At 63.4% G+C, this 18,124-nt stretch carries 18 protein-coding genes, 1 tRNA gene and 1 riboswitch; of the genes, 15 read left to right on the forward strand and 4 right to left on the reverse strand.

The window, feature by feature from the left end:
* Positions 1-26 precede the first annotated feature (26 nt).
* The 13 genes from murC to O6R08_RS03560 all read left to right on the forward strand — a co-directional run bounded on the left by murC (position 27) and on the right by O6R08_RS03560 (position 11,372).
* Positions 27-1,442, forward strand: coding sequence for a UDP-N-acetylmuramate--L-alanine ligase (gene murC, locus O6R08_RS03500; RefSeq protein ID WP_271418758.1), 1,416 nt, complete (start codon positions 27-29; stop codon positions 1,440-1,442).
* Positions 1,442-2,155 carry a cell division protein FtsQ/DivIB gene (locus O6R08_RS03505; RefSeq protein ID WP_271418759.1) on the forward strand — a complete coding sequence of 238 codons (714 nt, stop codon included), beginning with the start codon at positions 1,442-1,444 and terminating at the stop codon, positions 2,153-2,155. The genes murC and O6R08_RS03505 overlap by 1 nt, the downstream gene beginning before the upstream one ends.
* Positions 2,156-2,276: 121 nt before the next feature.
* Complete coding sequence (gene ftsZ, locus O6R08_RS03510; RefSeq protein ID WP_271418760.1) at positions 2,277-3,530, forward strand: cell division protein FtsZ; 1,254 nt, start codon at positions 2,277-2,279, stop codon at positions 3,528-3,530.
* Between the two features lies 1 nt (position 3,531).
* Positions 3,532-4,317, forward strand: coding sequence for a polyphenol oxidase family protein (locus O6R08_RS03515; protein WP_333907906.1), 786 nt, complete (start codon positions 3,532-3,534; stop codon positions 4,315-4,317).
* A 127-nt stretch (positions 4,318-4,444) separates the two neighbouring features.
* Positions 4,445-4,963 carry a cell division protein SepF gene (locus O6R08_RS03520; protein WP_271418761.1) on the forward strand — a complete coding sequence of 173 codons (519 nt, stop codon included), beginning with the start codon at positions 4,445-4,447 and terminating at the stop codon, positions 4,961-4,963.
* Between the two features lie 11 nt (positions 4,964-4,974).
* A complete protein-coding gene (locus tag O6R08_RS03525; protein ID WP_271418762.1) occupies positions 4,975-5,265 on the forward strand; it encodes a YggT family protein in 291 nt (96 codons plus the stop codon).
* A 154-nt stretch (positions 5,266-5,419) separates the two neighbouring features.
* Positions 5,420-6,505 carry a DivIVA domain-containing protein gene (locus O6R08_RS03530; protein WP_271418763.1) on the forward strand — a complete coding sequence of 362 codons (1,086 nt, stop codon included), beginning with the start codon at positions 5,420-5,422 and terminating at the stop codon, positions 6,503-6,505.
* 164 nt (positions 6,506-6,669) lie between these two features.
* Positions 6,670-7,149, forward strand: coding sequence for a TraR/DksA family transcriptional regulator (locus O6R08_RS03535; protein ID WP_271418764.1), 480 nt, complete (start codon positions 6,670-6,672; stop codon positions 7,147-7,149).
* A gap of 59 nt (positions 7,150-7,208) precedes the next feature.
* On the forward strand, positions 7,209-7,715 hold the full coding sequence (locus O6R08_RS03540; RefSeq protein WP_271419214.1) for a signal peptidase II: 507 nt from the start codon (positions 7,209-7,211) through the stop codon (positions 7,713-7,715).
* Positions 7,712-8,632, forward strand: coding sequence for an RluA family pseudouridine synthase (locus O6R08_RS03545; RefSeq protein WP_271418765.1), 921 nt, complete (start codon positions 7,712-7,714; stop codon positions 8,630-8,632). The genes O6R08_RS03540 and O6R08_RS03545 overlap by 4 nt, the downstream gene beginning before the upstream one ends.
* Before the next feature lie 134 nt (positions 8,633-8,766).
* Positions 8,767-10,182, forward strand: coding sequence for a pyruvate kinase (gene pyk, locus O6R08_RS03550; protein ID WP_271418766.1), 1,416 nt, complete (start codon positions 8,767-8,769; stop codon positions 10,180-10,182).
* Positions 10,183-10,316: 134 nt separating this feature from the next.
* Positions 10,317-10,387: riboswitch (Fluoride riboswitch) on the forward strand.
* 185 nt (positions 10,388-10,572) lie between these two features.
* A complete protein-coding gene (locus O6R08_RS03555; protein WP_271418767.1) occupies positions 10,573-11,004 on the forward strand; it encodes a fluoride efflux transporter FluC in 432 nt (143 codons plus the stop codon).
* A complete protein-coding gene (locus O6R08_RS03560) occupies positions 11,001-11,372 on the forward strand; it encodes a fluoride efflux transporter FluC (protein ID WP_271418768.1) in 372 nt (123 codons plus the stop codon). Before O6R08_RS03555 ends, O6R08_RS03560 begins: the two co-directional genes overlap by 4 nt.
* A gap of 8 nt (positions 11,373-11,380) precedes the next feature.
* Here O6R08_RS03560 and O6R08_RS03565 read toward each other — a convergent pair.
* Positions 11,381-11,463: transfer RNA gene (locus O6R08_RS03565), tRNA-Leu, on the reverse strand.
* Between the two features lie 175 nt (positions 11,464-11,638).
* On the opposite strand from O6R08_RS03565, the gene O6R08_RS03570 reads away from it, so the two are divergent.
* Complete coding sequence (locus tag O6R08_RS03570; RefSeq protein ID WP_271419215.1) at positions 11,639-12,286, forward strand: ANTAR domain-containing response regulator; 648 nt, start codon at positions 11,639-11,641, stop codon at positions 12,284-12,286.
* 12 nt (positions 12,287-12,298) lie between these two features.
* On the opposite strand, the gene O6R08_RS03575 is transcribed toward O6R08_RS03570, so the two are convergent.
* The gene (locus tag O6R08_RS03575) at positions 12,299-12,718 is read right to left on the reverse strand and encodes a PaaI family thioesterase (protein ID WP_271418769.1); all 420 of its coding nucleotides are present in this window, start codon (positions 12,716-12,718) and stop codon (positions 12,299-12,301) included.
* Positions 12,719-12,789: 71 nt separating this feature from the next.
* Between O6R08_RS03575 and polA the strand changes: the two genes are divergently transcribed.
* The gene (gene polA, locus O6R08_RS03580; RefSeq protein ID WP_271418770.1) at positions 12,790-15,468 is read left to right on the forward strand and encodes a DNA polymerase I; all 2,679 of its coding nucleotides are present in this window, start codon (positions 12,790-12,792) and stop codon (positions 15,466-15,468) included.
* A gap of 64 nt (positions 15,469-15,532) precedes the next feature.
* On the opposite strand, the gene O6R08_RS03585 is transcribed toward polA, so the two are convergent.
* Together O6R08_RS03585 and O6R08_RS03590 are read right to left on the reverse strand one after the other, a co-directional pair.
* A complete protein-coding gene (locus O6R08_RS03585; RefSeq protein WP_271418771.1) occupies positions 15,533-17,092 on the reverse strand; it encodes a flavin-containing monooxygenase in 1,560 nt (519 codons plus the stop codon).
* Positions 17,093-17,103: 11 nt separating this feature from the next.
* Positions 17,104-17,955, reverse strand: a complete 852-nt coding sequence (locus O6R08_RS03590) for an alpha/beta fold hydrolase (RefSeq protein ID WP_271418772.1) — start codon at positions 17,953-17,955, stop codon at positions 17,104-17,106.
* Between the last annotated feature and the right edge of the window lie 169 nt (positions 17,956-18,124).

Here is an 18,124-nt window from a genome sequence, read left to right on the forward strand (position 1 = left end):
CCGACGACTGTTTGAGGAGGAATCTCATGTCATTGCGGGAACCTGTCGAGCTGCTCGACCCCAGCACCATTGGGCCGGTCCACTTCATCGCTATCGGTGGAGCCGGGATGAGCGGTGTGGCGCGGATCTACCACGACATGGGAGTCGATGTCCGGGGCTCTGACCAGGTTGATTCTGCCAATCTGCGTGAGTTGGCAGCCGCAGGAGTCCAGACCTGGGTGGGCCATGATCCGGCCCATCTGGCAGGGGCTCGTACCGTCGTGGTCTCCTCGGCGATCCGTCCCGACAACCCGGAATTGGCGGAGGCCAACCGACTCGGCCTGCGCGTGTGGCACCGCTCGGCTGCTCTGGCTGCCCTCATGTTGGGTCGTGAAGGGGTCTCGATCGCTGGTACCCACGGCAAGACGACAACCACCGGGATGGTCGCCACCATGCTCGACCACGCGGCAGTTGACCCGTCCTACGTCATTGGTTCACCGCTGGCATCCACCGGAAAAGCGGCTCACCTGGGCCGAGGAGAGGTCTTCGTCGTCGAGGCCGACGAGTCCGATGGCTCCTTCCTGCAGTACCCCAGCCAGATCGTCGTCGTCACCAACGTGGAAGCTGACCATCTCGACAACTGGGGCACCCCGCAGGCCTACTTCGACGGTTTCGTCTCGATGGCAACCCGTCCCGAGGTGCGCTACGTCGTCACCAACGTCGACGACCCGGGTGCAGCCGAGCTGGCAGCTCGACTGGAATGCACCGGGACGGTCAAGGTCGTCACCTACGGTGAGTCGCAGCAGGCCGAGGTCCGTCTCGTTGACCTCGACCTGGAAGGCACGACGGCCTCAGCCACCCTCGTCCACGGGTCCACCCGGGGTCGTCTCAAGCTTCAGGTTCCTGGCCGCTACAACCTCTCCAACGCTGCTGCCGCCTACTGCGTCGGGTCCTTGCTGGGGATTGGCCATGACGAGCTCCTGGCCGGGATCGGGGCTTTCACGGGGACACTGCGGCGCTTCCAGCTGATAGGGCGCGTCGGTGAGGTGGCAGTCTTTGACGATTACGCCCACCATCCGACCGAGCTGTGCGCCACTCTCGGGGCTGCACGTCGGGTGGTGACGGGGCAGGGGAGGGTCATCGCCTGTTTCCAGCCCCATCTGTTCTCCCGTACCCGGGACTTCGCCGACGAATTCGGTCGGGCCCTCACCCTGGCTGACCGCGTCATCGTGTCCGACATCTACCCTGCCCGAGAGGACCCGATTCCTGGGGTCACCGGCGAACTGGTGCACGAGGCGACCATTGCGGCGGGTGGTGATTCCCGCTACGTCCCCGACAAGCAGGATCTTCCGGAAGCTCTTGCCGAAGAGGTGCGGCCCGGCGATCTGGTCATCACCTTGGGAGCCGGTGACGTCACCTTGGTGGGTCCGGTCCTGGTGGGATTGCTGGAGGGCACGTCCTGATGGCCGTGTCTGACATCAACGTCGCCATCGAGTTGCGACGCCGACGCCGCCGACGCCGCAACATGATCATCGCGGGGATCGTCGCTGCGGTGGTGGTCCTCGTCCTGGTGGCGATCTGGGTGGTGCGTAGTTCCTCGGTATTCAGCGTCGACACCGTCGAGGTGCATGGAACACACTTGACGACGGTCTCCCAGGTTGAGCAGGCCGCCAAGGTGCCCAAGGGTCAGCCCCTGGCCCGAGTCAATACTGACGAGGTTGCCGCTCGTGTCACGGCGATGGGCATCGTCGACCATGCGCAGGTGCATCGGAAGTGGCCGCACACCGTCGTCATCGATGTCACCGAGTTGAAGGTCGCCTACCAGGTGAAAACTCCTGAGGGGTATCTGTGGGTCGATCCCACCGGGGTGGTCTTCCACCGGACCGCCAAACCCGCCCCGAAGGTGGTGTGGGCCACCACCTCGTCGAGCAATCGTGCTCTGCTGCGTGACGTCGCAACTGTGGCTGGTTCCTTCCCTCCCGAACTGAGACGTCAGGTCGACCACATCGAGGCCAGATCCCGCGACGCCATCGTCGTGGCGCTGTCGGGCAAGCGGACGGTGGTGTGGGGATCGGCCGATCAGTCTGAGTTCAAGGGCAAGGTTGCTGCTGCCATGCTCAACGTCAAGGCAACTCGTTTCGACGTCTCCTCCCCGGAGCATCCAACCTCTCGGTGAACAGTCTCAAGCCGGGGTTGAGGGTCGAGGTCCAGGTGGCCTGCACCGTTGGACACCCTTCTGAGGTGCTCATACCCTTTCCCTAGACCGGTCCGTCAGACAAGAGTGAGGCAGAACTCCAGTGGCTATTCCATCCCAGAACTACCTCGCCGTGATCAAGGTCGTGGGGGTAGGCGGTGGCGGCTGCAATGCCGTGAACCGCATGATCGAGGCGGGACTCAAGGGAGTCGAGTTCCTTGCCGTCAACACTGATGCCCAGGCCCTCCTCACGAGCGATGCCGACGTCAAGCTTGACATCGGTAGGGACCTCACCCGAGGACTGGGAGCAGGTGCCGACCCTGACAAGGGACGTCAGGCTGCCGAGGATCACGCCGACGAGATCGAGGAGTCCCTCAAGGGTGCGGACATGGTCTTCGTCACCGCCGGTGAGGGCGGTGGGACCGGCACAGGTGCTGCCCCCGTCGTCGCCAAGATCGCTCGTTCCCTCGGGGCGCTGACGATTGGTGTCGTGACCCGCCCGTTCTCCTTCGAGGGTCACCGTCGTTCCTCCCAAGCCGAGTCCGGGATCACGAATCTGCGCGACGAGGTCGACACCCTCATCGTCATCCCCAACGACAAGTTGCTGGACATGACCGACCAGCGCATCGCCATCCTGGACGCCTTCAAGCAGGCAGACCAGGTGTTGATGCAAGGCGTGTCTGGTATTACCGACCTCATCACCACGCCTGGCCAGATCAACCTGGACTTCGCCGACGTCAAGTCCGTCATGTCGAATGCGGGATCGGCCCTCATGGGCATCGGGCGGGCTTCCGGGGAGGATCGTGCCCGCGCCGCTGCGGAGATGGCCATCTCGTCCCCGCTGCTCGAGGTGTCCATCGACGGTGCTCGCGGCGTGCTGTTGTCCATCGCCGGTGGCTCCGACCTCGGCTTGTTCGAGGTCGCCAGCGCCGCGAACCTCATCGAGGCTGCTGCCCACGACGAGGCCAACATCATCTTCGGCACCATCATCGACGATGCCCTCGGTGACGAGGTGCGCGTCACGGTCATCGCGGCCGGGTTCGAGAACGGTCAGCCGACCAGTATCAAGCAGCCTGGCATCAGTCAGCGTCCTGCCTCGCGTCCAGCGATGAGCAATCATTCCTCGGCAGGTGTCTTCGCTGCCGGAACGGCCCCCTCCGAATCGGCCTCCGGTGCGAACCGTCAGGCCAGCACCAACCCGCAGCCGACCCCGATTCGTCCGCAGACTCAGGGCAGCCCCTTCGGTAATCGTCCTTCTCAGCCGGAGCCGTTGAACCAGCCGGTTCAGCGTGCCAGCGAGCGTCCGCAGCTTGATGATCCCGAGGACGATCTGGACGTTCCCGACTTCTTGAAGTGACGTGCTGAGATTCGTCATCGACCCCGGCGCCAACCGTGGCGTCGGGGTCGCCTTCACCGATCGTGTCGACCCTGCCGGTCGAGGGTTGGGCGGTCATGGTTTCGACGGGTTCAACCTGGGACGCACTGACGAGGATCCCCGGGTTCTTGAGCATGTGGAGGCCCTGCGTGCACGCCTTGGCCTGGGTCCGGTGATGGTCTGTCACCAGGTTCACGGCAAGGATGTGTGGCAGGTCGGGCCTGGCGACGTCGAGGGATGGACTGTGCAGCGCTATCTCGGCGACAAGGTGGCGGGGCAAGGCAAGCTTCCCGTCGCCGATGCCATGGTCACGGATCTACCCGGGGTCGCACTGGCCATCCGGGTCGCTGATTGCCTGCCCGTCGTGCTGGCCGACCCGAGGGCCGGTGTCATCGGGGTGGCTCACGCCGGTCGAGTGGGGTTCCTGGCGGGGGTACTTCCAGCCACCGTCGAGGCCATGCGAGGCATGGGGGCCACTGACCTGCTGGCATGGGTGGGACCCCACATCTGCGGGAACTGTTACGAGGTCCCCGCTGACATGGCACAGCAGGTGTGGGCCGAGTACCCGGCGACCCGGGCGGTGACCCGACAAGGCACTCCTGCCCTTGACCTGGGGGCTGGTGCCCTGGCTCAGTTGGAGTCGCTGGGGGTCGCGGCAGTCGGGCTTGACCCCTGCACCTTCGAGGGGCAAGACCTGTTTTCCCACCGGAGAGATCACGGTGCAGGACGTCTTGCTGGCCTGGTGTGGAGGGCTCCCGGTCCTCAGTGAGGGTGGATTTCTTCGCGGGTTGATGTGTCGGCAGTTCGCGTGTCCCGTCAAACCGTGGCAATATCCGTGGCAGGCTTGAACGGTGAGATCCCCGTGTCGGGGACATGCCCACGAGAAGGAGCTCCAGATGGCAGGAATCGGCAGGAAGATCGCCTCGTACGTCGGCATTGTCGATGATCGTCGCTACGACGAGGAGGATCTTCCGGACGAGGAGCTCACCACGGAGGTCTACTCCGACGACGGGTACGAGCCATCTTCGGAGGTGACCCAGTTGCATCATCGCGATTCCACTGATCAGCGTGGTAGGGAGCACAAGGCGGTCCAGCAGCATCGTCGCCCGGAGCTCGACGAGCCGAGCATCGCTGACATCAACCGCATCCTGACCGTTCACCCGCGCAATTACAACGAGGCGCGGACGATTGGCGAGCAGTTCCGTGACGGCATTCCGGTCATCATGAACCTCACCGAGATGGACGACGCCGACGCCAAGCGTCTGGTCGATTTCGCTGCCGGCCTCATCTTCGGTCTGCGCGGAACCATCGAGAGGGTGACGAGCAAGGTCTTCCTGCTGTGCCCGCGCAATGTCAATGTCACCCCGGAAGACAAGGCCCGCATCGCCAGCGGCGGGTTCTTCAACCAGTCCTGACGGCGACATCCATGATCCTGGCCGGGACCATCCTCGCGTGGCTCATTCATATTTACACGATGTTGCTCATCGTGCGGATGATCATGTCCTGGGTGCCGCTGCTGGTCCCCGGCTTTGAGCCGCACGGCGTCCTGGCGGTGATTTTCGAGATTGTCTACACGATCACGGATCCTCCGATCAGATTCTTCGATCGACTCGTGCCTCCCTTGAGGTTTGGCAGCGTCGGTTTCTCGGTCGGGTTCATCATCGTGTTCGTCCTGCTGGCCCTCCTCCAGAGGCTGGTCGTTGCCGTCTTTTTCTGAGGGGCCACAGATATACCCCGAAGGTGAGGTTGAGCCTTCCAAGTGACGCGAGGGCCGCGGTGGAGTAACCTTGCTCCCATCTCGTGTCCACCTCGGACCACCCATACGGTCCGCCTCACGGGACCTGACTGTTGCCGACATCTTGGAGTGCACAATGACGCTGACCCTCGAAGAGGTGCGTAAGGTTCGTTTCCCGATGGTCAAACGCCCCGGAGAGGGCTACCGCGCCATTGAGGTCGATGATTTCGTCGACAAGGTTGAAGCGGCGTTCATGACCCTCACCGATGAGAACGAGCGTCTCAAGGCTCAGGTCGAGGCCCTCAAGGCCGGCGACCAGGGTGAGCAGAAGCACGACCAGGATCTCGTCAACGAGAATGAGTACCTGCGTGCTCAGATCGAGGAACTGCGCTCCCAGCAGAATGATCGTCCGGTCTTCGATGCCGGACAGGCCGATCGTGCCAAGGCTGCCCAGCAGGAGGCCGAGAATCGCGCCCGTCAGCTTGAGCAGGAGAAGGCATCCCTGCAGTCCGAGATCGCTGAACTGCGCCAGGCGGCCCAGCGTCCGGGCCAGGACATCGACCCGGCCGAAGTGGCCCGTCTGCGCAGCGAGAACGAGCGTCTCACCGCTCAGCTGCGTGACGCCCAGGCCCTCGCCTCTCGTAACGAGGCCGCTCCTGTCGCCCAGCCGACGACCACCGAGGACGGTGTCCAGAAGATCGTCGTGACCACCAGCGCCGAGGCCTCTCCGGCCGTCGTCCGCATGGTTGAGCTGGCCCTCGCCGACGCCGAGCGTGTCGTCAACGAGGCCGACGAGGAGGCCAACCGCAAGCTCCATGCCGCTGAGACCAAGGCTCACGAGCTCACCGTCGACGCCCAGACCCGTGCAGAGCGCATCGAGTCCAGTGCCCGTGTCAACGCTGAGAAGATGACCTCGGACGCCAAGAGCAATGCCGACAGGATCAACGCTGATGCCCAGAACCGCCGCACCGAGCTCTTCCGCGAGCTCGAGGCTGAGCGTGACACCTTGGCCAGCAATGTTGACCACCTGCGTTCCTTCGAGGCGGGCTACCGCGACGCTCTCACCTCCCACCTGCGCGCTCAGGCTGACAACCTCGAGAAGGGTGTCTTTGAGCCTGCCGAGCTGCCCGAGCTGCTCAAGTCGGAGAACCGAGTCGCCCCCGGTGGCTCCTCCACCCCGCGTCTTGACGCCCTCATCGGCCGCGGCCAGCAGCAGAACTGACGCGACGCCCACTTCTCCAGACATCGTGCTCCCAGCCACATGGCTGGGGGCACGATGCCGTTCATGTGGAGTTCAACGTCGGAGCCGACACCAAGGATGACGAGTGAGTGGCATAGGTGTATTGTCTGCCCACAGTTCATGGCGCACCGCGCATAGGTGATGACATGAACGGCACAGACCACCAAGCCGAGGACGATCCTCCCATGACGATGGAGACTTCCATGTCAGATCACGATGTCGAGGCCATCGCGGCCTCCCTGCCAGTGCGCGACGGCGATGAGCCCTGGACCGCTGATGAGGTTCGCGAAATCATCGCAGCCCTGGAATCGGATGTTCAGAGGATGGGTACCGCCCTTGCCAAGGCCGAGAACGACCTCGCGGATCTCATGAAGCAGGGCAACGACGGTGCGGGCATGGACACCATCGACGTCGGCTCATCCCAGTTCGAGCGTGACCAGGAGATCTCCGTCACCCGCAACGCCCGTGCCGTCTACAGCCAGTCCCAGCTTGCTCTGCGGCTGCTCGACGAGGGCACCTGGGGAACCTGTGAATCGTGTGGCAAGGCTATTGGAAAGGCTCGGCTGCAGGCCTTCCCGCGAGCCACCATGTGCGTCACGTGCAAGCAGCGCGAAGAGCGCCGGTGACGTCTCCCACGGACCCGACCGCGCTGCCAGCACAGCAGCTCAAGCGCTGGCGTCTCATCATGGCCGCCATCGCGGTGGTCGGTTATGGCCTTGACCAGTGGACCAAGGCTGAAGCCGTCGCCCATCTGGACCCCAATGATCCACCGAGCTGGCTGGGTGGGTTGTTCACCCTGCGGTTGTTGCGTAATCCGGGGGCTGCCTTCTCCATGGGATCGACGGCGACGGTCCTCATCAGCCTTTTCGCCGTGGCGATGCTCCTCGTCGTGTGCGTGTGGGCGGTGCCGAGGGCTCGTCATCGGTGGTCTCTCATCGCCTGCGGAATGCTCATCGCTGGTATCTGTGGCAACCTCACTGATCGGATCTTCCGTGCCCCTGGGCCGTTGCGTGGCCATGTCGTCGATTTCATTAGCGTGCCGCACTTCGCGGTCTTCAACGTCGCCGACATCTTCATCACCTGTACCGCGATCCTCGTCGTCGTGATCTCGATCTTCGGTCACCATGACGAAGAAGGCCACGGGAGCGATGACACTGTGAAGGGGGAGCGCGACGAGAAGGAGGAGATGTGAGCGTCCTGCTGATACCCGATGGTCTTGACGGAGAGAGGGTTGACGTCGCTGCCGCTCGGATGAGCGGGGTGTCGCGATCCCGGATTGCTGATCTCATCGAGGAAGGTCTGGTCTTCCTGGACGGGCAGAAGGTGTCACGGGCCTCGGTGCGCGTCTCCACGGGTCAAATGCTCGACGTCGACCTGTCTGATCCCGTCGCCACCCCGGCGATCACCCCTCAGATCGTCGAGGGGATGAGAATCGTTCATGATGACTCTGACATCGTCGTCGTCGACAAGCCGGCCGGTGTGGCCGCTCATCCATCTCTGGGCTGGGAAGGTCCTAGTGTTGTCGAGCATCTGGCTGCTGCCGGGTTCACCATCTCCACGAGCGGGGCACCCGAGCGCCAGGGCATCGTGCAGCGACTCGACGTGGGGACCTCCGGCCTCATGGTGGTGGCCAAGAGCGAGCACGCCTACACCTTGTTGAAGCAGGCCTTCCGAGACCGCACCGTCAACAAGGTGTATCTGGCCTTGGTCCAGGGGCATCCTGATCCGTTCACGGGAACGATCGATGCCCCCATTGGGCGCGATCGCCGGCACGACTGGAAGATGGCGATCACTGATGGTGGGCGTCACTCCGTCACCCATTACGAGACGATGGAGGCCTTCCGGCACGCGACCCTGCTCAGGGTTCATCTGGAGACCGGTCGAACCCATCAGATCCGAGTGCACATGGCGGCCATCAATCATCCTTGCTGTGGCGATCCCCTCTACGGATGTGATCCGGTGCTGGCCAAGGAACTGGGACTGGACAGGCAGTGGTTGCATGCCGCCGAGCTGTCCTTCACACATCCAGGAAGTGGCGAGTGGGTGACGTTCCACTCGGGGCTGCCCGAGGATCTTCAGCACGCTCTGGATGTGGTGAGGCAGGCCTGAACCCTCGCTCCCGGGGGTATGGGTATTCGTGCACCAGGGATGAACGTCTGGTGTACATCCGACGGCGACAGACCCCTGAGGCGGTCTCCCGTGATGTAGGGCGCTATCGTGAGGGTGTGCGTAGAGCTAAGATTGTGAACACCCTTGGACCGGCTGTGTCCAACCATGACGCCATGAAGGAACTCATGGAGGCTGGCATGAACATTGCCCGCCTCAACATGAGCCACGGCGACTACTCCGAGCACCAGCAGCGTCTTGACCTGGTTCGCTCGGTGTCGGAGGAGCTCGGGCTCAACGTGGCGGCCTTGGCCGACCTGCAGGGCCCCAAGATCCGTACCGGCCTGTTCGAGAAGGCCGAAGGGGAGTCGAACGGCAAGATCGACCTCAAGATTGGTGACAAGTTCACCATTACCACCGACGACATCCTGGGCAACCAGGACCGCGTCTCCACCACTTTCAAGGGGCTGCCCAAGGACTGCAAGCCCGGCGACGTCATCCTCATCGACGACGGCAAGACCGTTCTGCAGGTTGATTCCGTCACTGGCAATGACGTCAACTGCCATTGCACCGTCGCCGGCCCGGTTGGTGACCACAAGGGCATCAACCTTCCCGGTGTGGCCGTGTCCATCCCGGCCCTGACCGAGAAGGACGAGGACAACCTGCGTTGGGCCCTCAAGGCCGGAATCGATCTGGTCGCCCTGTCCTTCGTGCGTCACGGTTCCGACATCGACCGCGTCCACGAGATCATGGATGAGGAGGGACGCACCGTCCCGGTCATTGCCAAACTCGAGAAGCCGCAGGCCATCGAGAACCTTGACGAGATCATCGACGCCTTTGACGCCGTCATGGTTGCCCGTGGCGACATGGCCGTCGAGTGCCCGCTCGAGGAGGTCCCGCTGATCCAGAAGCAGATCATCGAGAAGGCTCGTCTGCAGGCCAAGCCGGTCATCGTGGCCACCCAGATGCTTGAGTCGATGATTCACGCTCCTCGCCCGACCCGCGCCGAGGCCGCTGACGTGGCCAACGCCATTCTGGACGGCGCCGACGGCGTCATGACCTCGGCTGAGACCAGCGTTGGCGACTTCCCGGGCGAGACCGTGCGCACCATGGCCAAGATCGTGGAGTCCACCGAGGCTCACGGTCTGGACAAGATCGCCAAGATCGACTGGGATCCGCACACCACCAGCGGCATCATGTCGAAGGCTGCTGCCGAGATCGCCGAGCGCGCCGAGGCCAAGTTCATCGTGGCTTTCACCAAGTCCGGTGACACCGCTCGTCGCATCGCCCGTCTCCGTCCTCGGACCCCGCTCATCGTCTTCACCCCTGATGAGACCACCACCAAGGATCTCGCCTGGGTGTGGGGCGCCCACGCCGTTGTCACCCCGGTATTCAAGAATGCTGAGGAGCTGTACCGCTGGGTCAACGCCTACTTGCGTGACAAGGGTTTCGTGCCGGTCGGCGACCGCGTTGTCGTGCTGTCCGGGTCCCCGATGGACATCCCGGGCAAGACCAACGATCTGCGCATTCTTCGCATCAAGGAGGACGACTGATCGCGGGTACACCTCGATTGTCGCGATGTCCCTCACCCTTCCGGGGTGGGGGACATCCCCTTTTTCCAGACGGCGTGGGCGACATAGCCTGGACGGCGGATGACCTCGAGATGGTGGGGCGATGGGCTGGTAAAGTCCCCTACGGCGATGGATCCCGCCAGGCTGATGCCGAACTGCCGATCTGGCTGATGGTTCCTACCCCGTGACGCGTGGGTAGGAGTCTGCCCTCGCCCCACTGATTGAGCGAGATGAAGATGGATCCCGTGCAGCATCCTGGCTCTGAGTGCGGAGGATGGTCATGAGCGCCCACACCGTGCCGCAGCCGCACCCCTCCCGCATGGTCGCGTTCGAGAGGCATCCCGTCGTCGTCGAGTGGAAGGGTTCGTCACCATGGCAGTGAGATCGGGATTTCTCGATCGTCGCGGGGTACTGGTGGGGTTGGTTTTCCTGGGAGGATGCTTAGGCACTCTCATGCGGGCCGGGATCGCGCATGCCTGGCCTGCCCCTGCTGACGGTGTGCCCTGGGCGACCCTGGTGACCAATCTCCTTGGAGCCTTCCTGCTGGCCACCCTGCTTGAAATCTTGCTCCAGGTCGGCCCTGACGAGGGGATTCGTCGAGCGATTCGGCTGTGTCTTGGTACCGGTGTCCTGGGTGGGTTCACGACGTATTCCACCCTCGCCGTGGAGACTGGGCAACGGGTCATGTCCGGGCGGTGGCTGATGGGTGTTGTCTACTTGCTGGCCAGCGTCGGGATGGGCGCCTTCCTGGCCTGGGCCATGATCGCCATGGTGCGTGCTGCATGGGGCAGGAGGTCGTCATGACGATGCTGTGGATGTGCCTTGCTGGTGGTCTTGGTGCAGTCGCGCGGTTCCTCCTTGATTCGCGTGTCAACTCCCGATTCCCGGCGCCGGTGCCGGTGGGAACCATCATCATCAATGTGGTCGGGTCCCTGCTGCTGGGATTCATCACCGCGGTAGCTCTCACTCACGTGGGGTTGTCACACAGTCTCAAGGGTCCGCTGGGCACCGGATTCTGCGGTGGTTTCACGACCTTCAGCACGGCGTCGGTCGAGACGGCGCGCACAGCTCTCGACCGTGGGATGAGCCTGGCTGTCGTGCACTGTCTGGGGATGGCGATTGCGGGAGTGCTGGCAGCGATCCTGGGTTTGTTCCTGGGATCACTGGTGTAAGCCGACGGTGCCCGAGAGGGGAGTCGAACCCCTACGCCCGCAAGGACAGCGCATTTTGAGTGCGCCGCGTCTACCATTCCGCCACTCGGGCCGGCTTGCCTATTGTGCCACAGTTGCGCCGGTATGCCGATTTTGCGGCCATTGAGCGTTGCCGGTGACCGACGATCTGGTCGTGACCAAGCATGATGCCGTCATGATCGGGCGCGCAGGCGGGTGCGTTACGACCTGTCAACCATTAGAATTGGACCGAATTGTCAACGATCGACATACAAGGAAGCACCGTGAGCAAGCCACAAAACCCCACCCGGTCGACCTCTGATTCGTTGGTGGAGACGGAACATCCGCGTGTCGTGGTGGCCGAGGACGAGGCTCTCATCCGCCTCGATCTCGTCGAGCTTCTCGAGGAGCACGGTTACGAGATCGTCGGTCAGGCCAGTGACGGCGAGGAGGCCGTCCGGCTGGCCAATGAGCTTGAACCCGACTTGGTCGTCATGGACGTCAAGATGCCGAAGATGGACGGCATCACCGCAGCCGACAAGATCGCCGAGGACCGCATCTGTGCGGTGGTCATGTTGACTGCCTTCTCCCAGCGCGACCTCATCAAGCGCGCCAAGGAGGCTGGCGCGATGGCCTATGTGGTCAAGCCCTTCGATGCCTCTGACGTCATTCCGGCCATCGAGATCGCCATGGCCCGCTTCGCTGAGATTCGCAGCGTGGAGGACGAGGTCATGGACCTGGAGGAGCGCCTGGAGTCGCGCAAGATCGTCGACCAGGCCAAGGGCATCCTGCAGGCCAGCCTTGACCTCACCGAGCCGGAGGCTTTCCGCTGGATCCAGAAGACCGCCATGGACCTGCGCAAGTCGATGCGCGACGTGGCTCAGGGAGTTATCGACCACGCCGAGAACGAGAAGTGATCTCGACGCGCCTCACTGTCCGATGACCTGACAGGTCATCCTTCCCACAGCGCAGATACGACCCTCATCGTCGACGATCTCGACGGTGTGGGTCGTCGTGTGTTTCCCCAGGTGCACCGCCGTCGCGGTGGCAATGACCTGATGGCCGCGCGGTGGGCGCAGATGCGATACCGACAGTTCGGTGCCGACGGCGGAGTGGTCGAAGGTGCGCGCGTGAGCCATGGCTGCCAGGGAGCCGGCGGTCTCCACGAGGACGCCGGAGCCGCCGCCGTGCCACAGGCCCATGGGCTGGGTGTTGCCATCCAGCGGTGCGGTGACGACACAGCGGGTCGGAGAAATCTCTCGGACCTTGACGCCGAGCTTGTCGTCAAGAGGGCTGACGAGATCGGCCAGCCAGGTGGGCAACGGGTGTTCAGGGATGGAATAGGTCACAGGTGAAGCATGCCACCGTGTGCCATGCCGATCCCGCAATACTGTCCGGGGCGTCCTCTAGAGTCGAAGACATGAGTGAGACGACGCAGCCGACCCTCATGGTCCTTGACGGGCATTCCATGGCCTTCCGCGCCTTCTATGCCTTGCCGGTTGAGAACTTCATGACCTCGACGGGCCAGCACACCAATGCGGTGCACGGGTTCGTCGCCATGCTCATCAACCTGTTGCGCCACGAGAAGCCCACGCATGTCGCGGTGGCCTGGGATCTTCCTGGTGGCACGTTCCGCACCACTGAATATTCCGAGTACAAGGCGGGGCGAGCCGCCACTCCGCCAGAGTTCCCTGGCCAGATCGATCTCATCAAGGAGGTTCTCGACGCCCTTCACATCGTTCACCTGTCCAAGGAGAATTACGAGGCCGATGACATCCTCGCGACCCTGTCGACCCAAGCGACTGCTGAGGGGTTTGCGACGTTGCTCGTCTCGGGGGATCGGGACGCCATGCAGTTGGTCAACGATCAGGTGACGGTGCTCTATCCGCGCAAGGGGGTCTCCGATCTGGCCCGGATGACACCGCAAAGCGTTGAGGAGAAGTACCTCGTACCGCCGGCCCGCTACCCTGAACTGGCGGCCCTGGTGGGGGAGAGCGCTGACCATCTTCCCGGCGTTCCCGGTGTTGGTCCCAAGACGGCGGTGAAGTGGCTCAACGCCTATGACGGTCTGGAGAACCTCATTCGTCAGGCCGACACCGTCACTGGGAAGGCGGGGCAGTCCTTCCGCGACCATATTGACGACGTCATCCGTAATCGTAAGCTCAACGCTCTGGTTCGCGACCTCGACCTCGACGTCACCTTGGCCGACCTTGCTCGCCAGCCCTGGGACCCGAAAGCCACCCGCGCCGTCTTTGACACTCTGGAATTTCGTAGCCTGTGGGATCGGGTGCGTGCGCTGGCCGGGGAGTTGGACGCTGATGAGGTCGTCGCGGTTGACCAGACCCTCGACGTCTCCGGGGCGGTGCTCGAGCCAGGCACCTTGGGTGAGTGGCTGTCCCAGGTGGACGGCCGTGTCGGTATTGATGTGACGGGCACCTGGGGTAGCGGGTCCGGCGACGTGGAGGCTGTGGCGTTGGGAGCCGGGGACGGCACCGCGGTGTGGTTCGACACGGCTGATCTTGGCCCCGATGACGAAAGGGCCTTCGCCAGGTGGCTGGCTGACGAGGCCCACGCCAAGGCGATGCACTCGGCCAAGGGACCCGTGGAAGCTCTGGCCGAACGTGGCTGGCAGGTCGATGGGCTGACCTGTGACACCGAACTTGCCTCGTACCTGCTGCACCCGGATCGGCGTGCTCACATCTTCGACGACGCGGTGCGGACCTCCCTCAACGTCACCTTGGGTGGGCAGGAGGACCAGCCCGACCAGGGGATGCTCGATTTTGGGGACGACCGCTCAGCTGAATCCATGGAGAGGGCAGTGGCCGTCACCATGCTGGCTGACGTCATGGAGACCGAGGTCGAGGCTCGTGGTGGGTCCGAGTTGCTCCATGCCGTCGAGATGGGGGTACAACGGTGTCTCATCTCGATGGAGCGGGCTGGTATCGCCGTCGACACCGACGTCCTGGAAGGGCTGCGATCCGAGTTCGACGAGCGTGTGACCCGCGCCCAGGAGGCGGCGTGGGAGGCCGCTGGCGAGAAGATCAATCTGTCCTCTCCCAAGCAGCTGCAGGGGGTGCTCTTCGACAAGCTTGACATGCCGAAGACGCGGCGCACCAAGTCCGGGTACACCACTGACGCTGACGCGCTGGCTGATCTGTACGACAAGACTGAGCACCCTTTCCTGGCCCACCTGCTTGAGCATCGCGATGCCATCAAGCTGCGTCAGACCGTCGACGGGCTGCTCAAGGAGGTTCGTGACGACGGCCGGATCCACACCACGTTCATGCAGACCGTCGCCGCGACCGGACGGTTGTCGAGCAAGGACCCCAACCTGCAGAACATCCCGATGCGTACCGAGGAGGGCCGACGTATCCGGGAAGGGTTCGTCGTCGGTGAGGGGTACGAGTCCCTCATGAGTGCTGACTACTCCCAGATCGAGATGCGGATCATGGCTCACGTCTCGGGGGATCAATCCCTCATCGACGCCTTCCGGTCTGGGCAGGATTTCCACACGGTGACGGCCTCCCACGTCTTCAACGTGGCTCCTGAGGACGTCAGCGTCGCCCAACGTTCCAAGATCAAGGCCATGAACTACGGTCTGGCCTACGGCCTGAGCGCCTATGGGCTGTCCAACCAGCTCAAGGTCAGCGTCGGTGAGGCCAAGGAACTCATGGCCGATTACTTCAGCATCTTCGGGAAGGTCCACGAGTACCTGGAACAGGTCGTTGACCAAGCTCGTCGTCAGGGATACACCGAGACCTTGCTGGGACGTCGTCGGTACTTGCCTGACCTCACCTCCCCCAACCGTCAGCGTCGCGAGATGGCCGAGCGTGCCGCCCTCAACGCTCCCATCCAGGGCTCGGCCGCCGACCTCATCAAGTTGGCCATGCTCGCCACCGACGAGAAACTTGGCGAGGCTGGTCTGGCGAGTCGGGTCCTGCTGCAGGTCCATGACGAGCTCATTGTCGAGGTCGCCAGTGGCGAGGAGGAGAAGGTCCGCGAGATCGTCACCGACGCCATGAGCCACGCCCTGGAATTGTCAGTGCCGCTGACCGTGTCCATTGGTGTCGGTCGATCCTGGTTCGCCGCTGCGCACTGAGCCCGGGCGACGAAATGGGGGCTCCCCAACCGGGCAGCCCCCAAGGTGTCGTTGATCGTGACGATCAGGCCATGTCGAACCAGGCTGGGTCGAAGTGGCCATTCTGGGCGCGGAAGTCGTAGGCGTAGTCGGGCCAGATAGCGGTCAGCTGGCCGGAGCGGTCGTCGACGTACCAGGCCGAACAGCCTCCATCGGAGGTCCACACTGTGTTGCGGGACCACTCGCGCAACCAGTCATTCCATGCCTTGTCGGCCTCGGCCGTCGGCTCCATGACGGTACGGCCGGTGTCATGGCAGTAATCGAGGGCCTGCACCACGGCCGCAGCCTGGGACTCGATGATGTGCACCGAGGAGTTGTGTCCCAGGCCGGTGTTGCGGGCATTGACGGTGAACAGGTTCGGGAACCCTCGCTGAGCCAGGGTGTGGGTGGGAGCCCCGCCCTTGCCCCACACGTCGGCCAAGGTCTCGCCCTTCCCGTTGTGGACATGGGCGGCATAGATGGGTTGGCTCACCGTGAACCCGGTGCACAGGATGATGGCGTCGACCTCGTAGCGCTCGCCGTTGGCCGAGACGACGGTTGATCCCTCCACCGAGGTCAGGGCTGAGGGCTCCAGGGTGACGTTGTCGCGGTTGAATGCCTTGAAGTAGTCATTGCTGACGAGGATGCGCTTGCACCCAGGGGTGTACTTCGGGGTGAGGAGTTCGCGGGTCTTGGGATCCTCGACGAGGGATTCCAGGTGGTTGAGGGTGAGCTTCTTGACGTGCTCCTGCATCGCCGGGATGAGACGCATCGCGCCGTAGAGGGCCTCGGCCTGCCAGAAATGGTCGTCGCGCTCGCGCTGAATCTCGTCGGGGTGACGGCGGTAGGTCTTCTTCTCGATCTCGGTGTAGGCCGGGTCGATGCGCGGCATGACGTAGGCCGGGGTGCGCTGGAAGACGACGAGTTGGTCAGCCATGGGGGCGACGGCGGGCGTCACCTGGATCGACGATGCGCCGGTGCCGACGACGGCGACCCTCTTACCGGTGAGGTCGAACGAGGTGTCCCAGCGGGCCGAATGCAGGATCGTGCCGGGGAAGCCATCGATACCTGGAATGTCGGGGATCTTGGGATCAACAAGGTGGCCCGATCCCGTGATGAGGAAGTGGCAGGTGTACTCGCCCTGGGGAGTCTGGATGTGCCACAGATTGTTGTCGGGATCCCAGGTGGCCTCCTCCATCGCCGTCGAGGGACGGTAATGCTCGTCGAGGTCCTCGTTGTGGGCAGCAGCCTTGAGGTACTCACAAATCTCTGCACCGCGTCCGTAGGCATGGGACCAGTCCGGATTGAGCTCGAAGGACAGGGAGTACAGGTGGCTGGGGACGTCGCAGGCGACGCCGGGGTACTTGTTGTCCAGCCAACAACCGCCCCAGTCGTCGTTGCGGTCAATGATGAGGAAGTCACGATGGCCGCGGCGACGTAGCAGACCGCCCAGGCAGACACCGGAGAATCCACCTCCGGTGATGATGATCTCGGCGTGGTTGCCGGTGGGCACCGACTCGCCGAAATCGGATTCGGTGATGAACTTCGGGTCAGGGGTGAATGAATCGACTCCCGACATGTTGGGAACCTTGATCGGAGTAGTCATGGTCCTTCCTCTCAGGCGTGGGTCTCGGGAATGATGGTCCCGGCCGGGTAGTGGTGGGGATCGCGGATGAACAGGTCGATGAGCTGAATGACCTCGGTCGGACGCTCCATCGGGATGCCATGTCCGGTGGAGGTTTCGGTGTAGCGGGCGTCAGGGATGACCCCGAAGAGGGCTCGGGAGTGATGCTTGGGGACCATCATGTCCTCGGCCCCGGCGACGACGAGGGTGGTTGCCGAGATGTCGCCGATGACATCGGAGACGTCGACGCGGCCATTGAGGTCCATCTGTGCAGCGACGAATTCGTTGATCGGCAGGGCGGCGATGGCGGCCTCGACCATGGTGGGGTCGGCCTTGCGCACGAAGTTGGGGGAGAAGGCACAGAAGGCCATGTAATGACGGATGGCCTCGGACTTCTCCTCGTACAACTTGCGCCAGACGCCGTTTCGCAGTTTCTGGTGGCCGTCCGTGGTGATCCAGCCGGCCAACAGGACGAGGGAGGGAACGCGCTCGCCGTGAGTCGCCGCGATGTACTCGGCCACTGCGGCACCGAGTGAGTATCCGACGAGATCGAAGGGCTCGTCGCCGATGGCGTCATTGACGGCAGCCAGGACCTGGTCTGCCAGCGCCTCGACGGTGAGGGGAGTGGAGGGATCGGCCAGCGGGGACCAGTCGGCCGAGATGACACGGGTTCGGGTGGCCAGCATCGGGAAGATCTGACCGTAGTGGGCGGCGGTTGATCCTGAGGTGCCATGGACGAGGACGAGGGGACGGTTCCCGTCGTGGGCCTCGACCGAGTCGAAGTAGGTGACTTCGGCACCATCGACGGTGACGGTTCGGGTTTCGGTGGTATCGGTGAAAGGCATCTTCACTCCCGGCGTTGCAACGGCGATGTAGTACGCAGTGCAGTGGACTGTACCTCGGTGAAGACCATTCTTCGAGAGAAAAAGAGATATTTCTCACAGTTTGGGATGGTGGGGGTCGCAGAGTCTTCAGGAACCGAGAGGCTACCGGACTCGACACGCCGCTGGCCCG

This window comes from Cutibacterium equinum, from assembly GCF_028021195.1.
Classification (GTDB): Bacteria; Actinomycetota; Actinomycetes; order Propionibacteriales; family Propionibacteriaceae; genus Cutibacterium; species Cutibacterium equinum.

What these genes read in the sequence shown, in the direction of transcription:
- O6R08_RS03540 (WP_271419214.1), top strand. Translation starts at nt 7,209, where the DNA reads ATGGCCGCCATCGCGGTGGTCGGTTATGGCCTTGACCAGTGGACCAAG.
- O6R08_RS03590 (WP_271418772.1), bottom strand. Translation starts at nt 17,955, where the DNA reads ATGCCTTTCACCGATACCACCGAAACCCGAACCGTCACCGTCGATGGT.
- O6R08_RS03555 (WP_271418767.1), top strand. Translation starts at nt 10,573, where the DNA reads ATGGCAGTGAGATCGGGATTTCTCGATCGTCGCGGGGTACTGGTGGGG.
- O6R08_RS03560 (WP_271418768.1), top strand. Translation starts at nt 11,001, where the DNA reads ATGACGATGCTGTGGATGTGCCTTGCTGGTGGTCTTGGTGCAGTCGCG.
- murC (WP_271418758.1), top strand. Translation starts at nt 27, where the DNA reads ATGTCATTGCGGGAACCTGTCGAGCTGCTCGACCCCAGCACCATTGGG.
- polA (WP_271418770.1), top strand. Translation starts at nt 12,790, where the DNA reads ATGAGTGAGACGACGCAGCCGACCCTCATGGTCCTTGACGGGCATTCC.
- O6R08_RS03585 (WP_271418771.1), bottom strand. Translation starts at nt 17,092, where the DNA reads ATGACTACTCCGATCAAGGTTCCCAACATGTCGGGAGTCGATTCATTC.
- O6R08_RS03520 (WP_271418761.1), top strand. Translation starts at nt 4,445, where the DNA reads ATGGCAGGAATCGGCAGGAAGATCGCCTCGTACGTCGGCATTGTCGAT.
- O6R08_RS03530 (WP_271418763.1), top strand. Translation starts at nt 5,420, where the DNA reads ATGACGCTGACCCTCGAAGAGGTGCGTAAGGTTCGTTTCCCGATGGTC.
- O6R08_RS03525 (WP_271418762.1), top strand. Translation starts at nt 4,975, where the DNA reads ATGATCCTGGCCGGGACCATCCTCGCGTGGCTCATTCATATTTACACG.
- O6R08_RS03505 (WP_271418759.1), top strand. Translation starts at nt 1,442, where the DNA reads ATGGCCGTGTCTGACATCAACGTCGCCATCGAGTTGCGACGCCGACGC.
- O6R08_RS03535 (WP_271418764.1), top strand. Translation starts at nt 6,670, where the DNA reads ATGAACGGCACAGACCACCAAGCCGAGGACGATCCTCCCATGACGATG.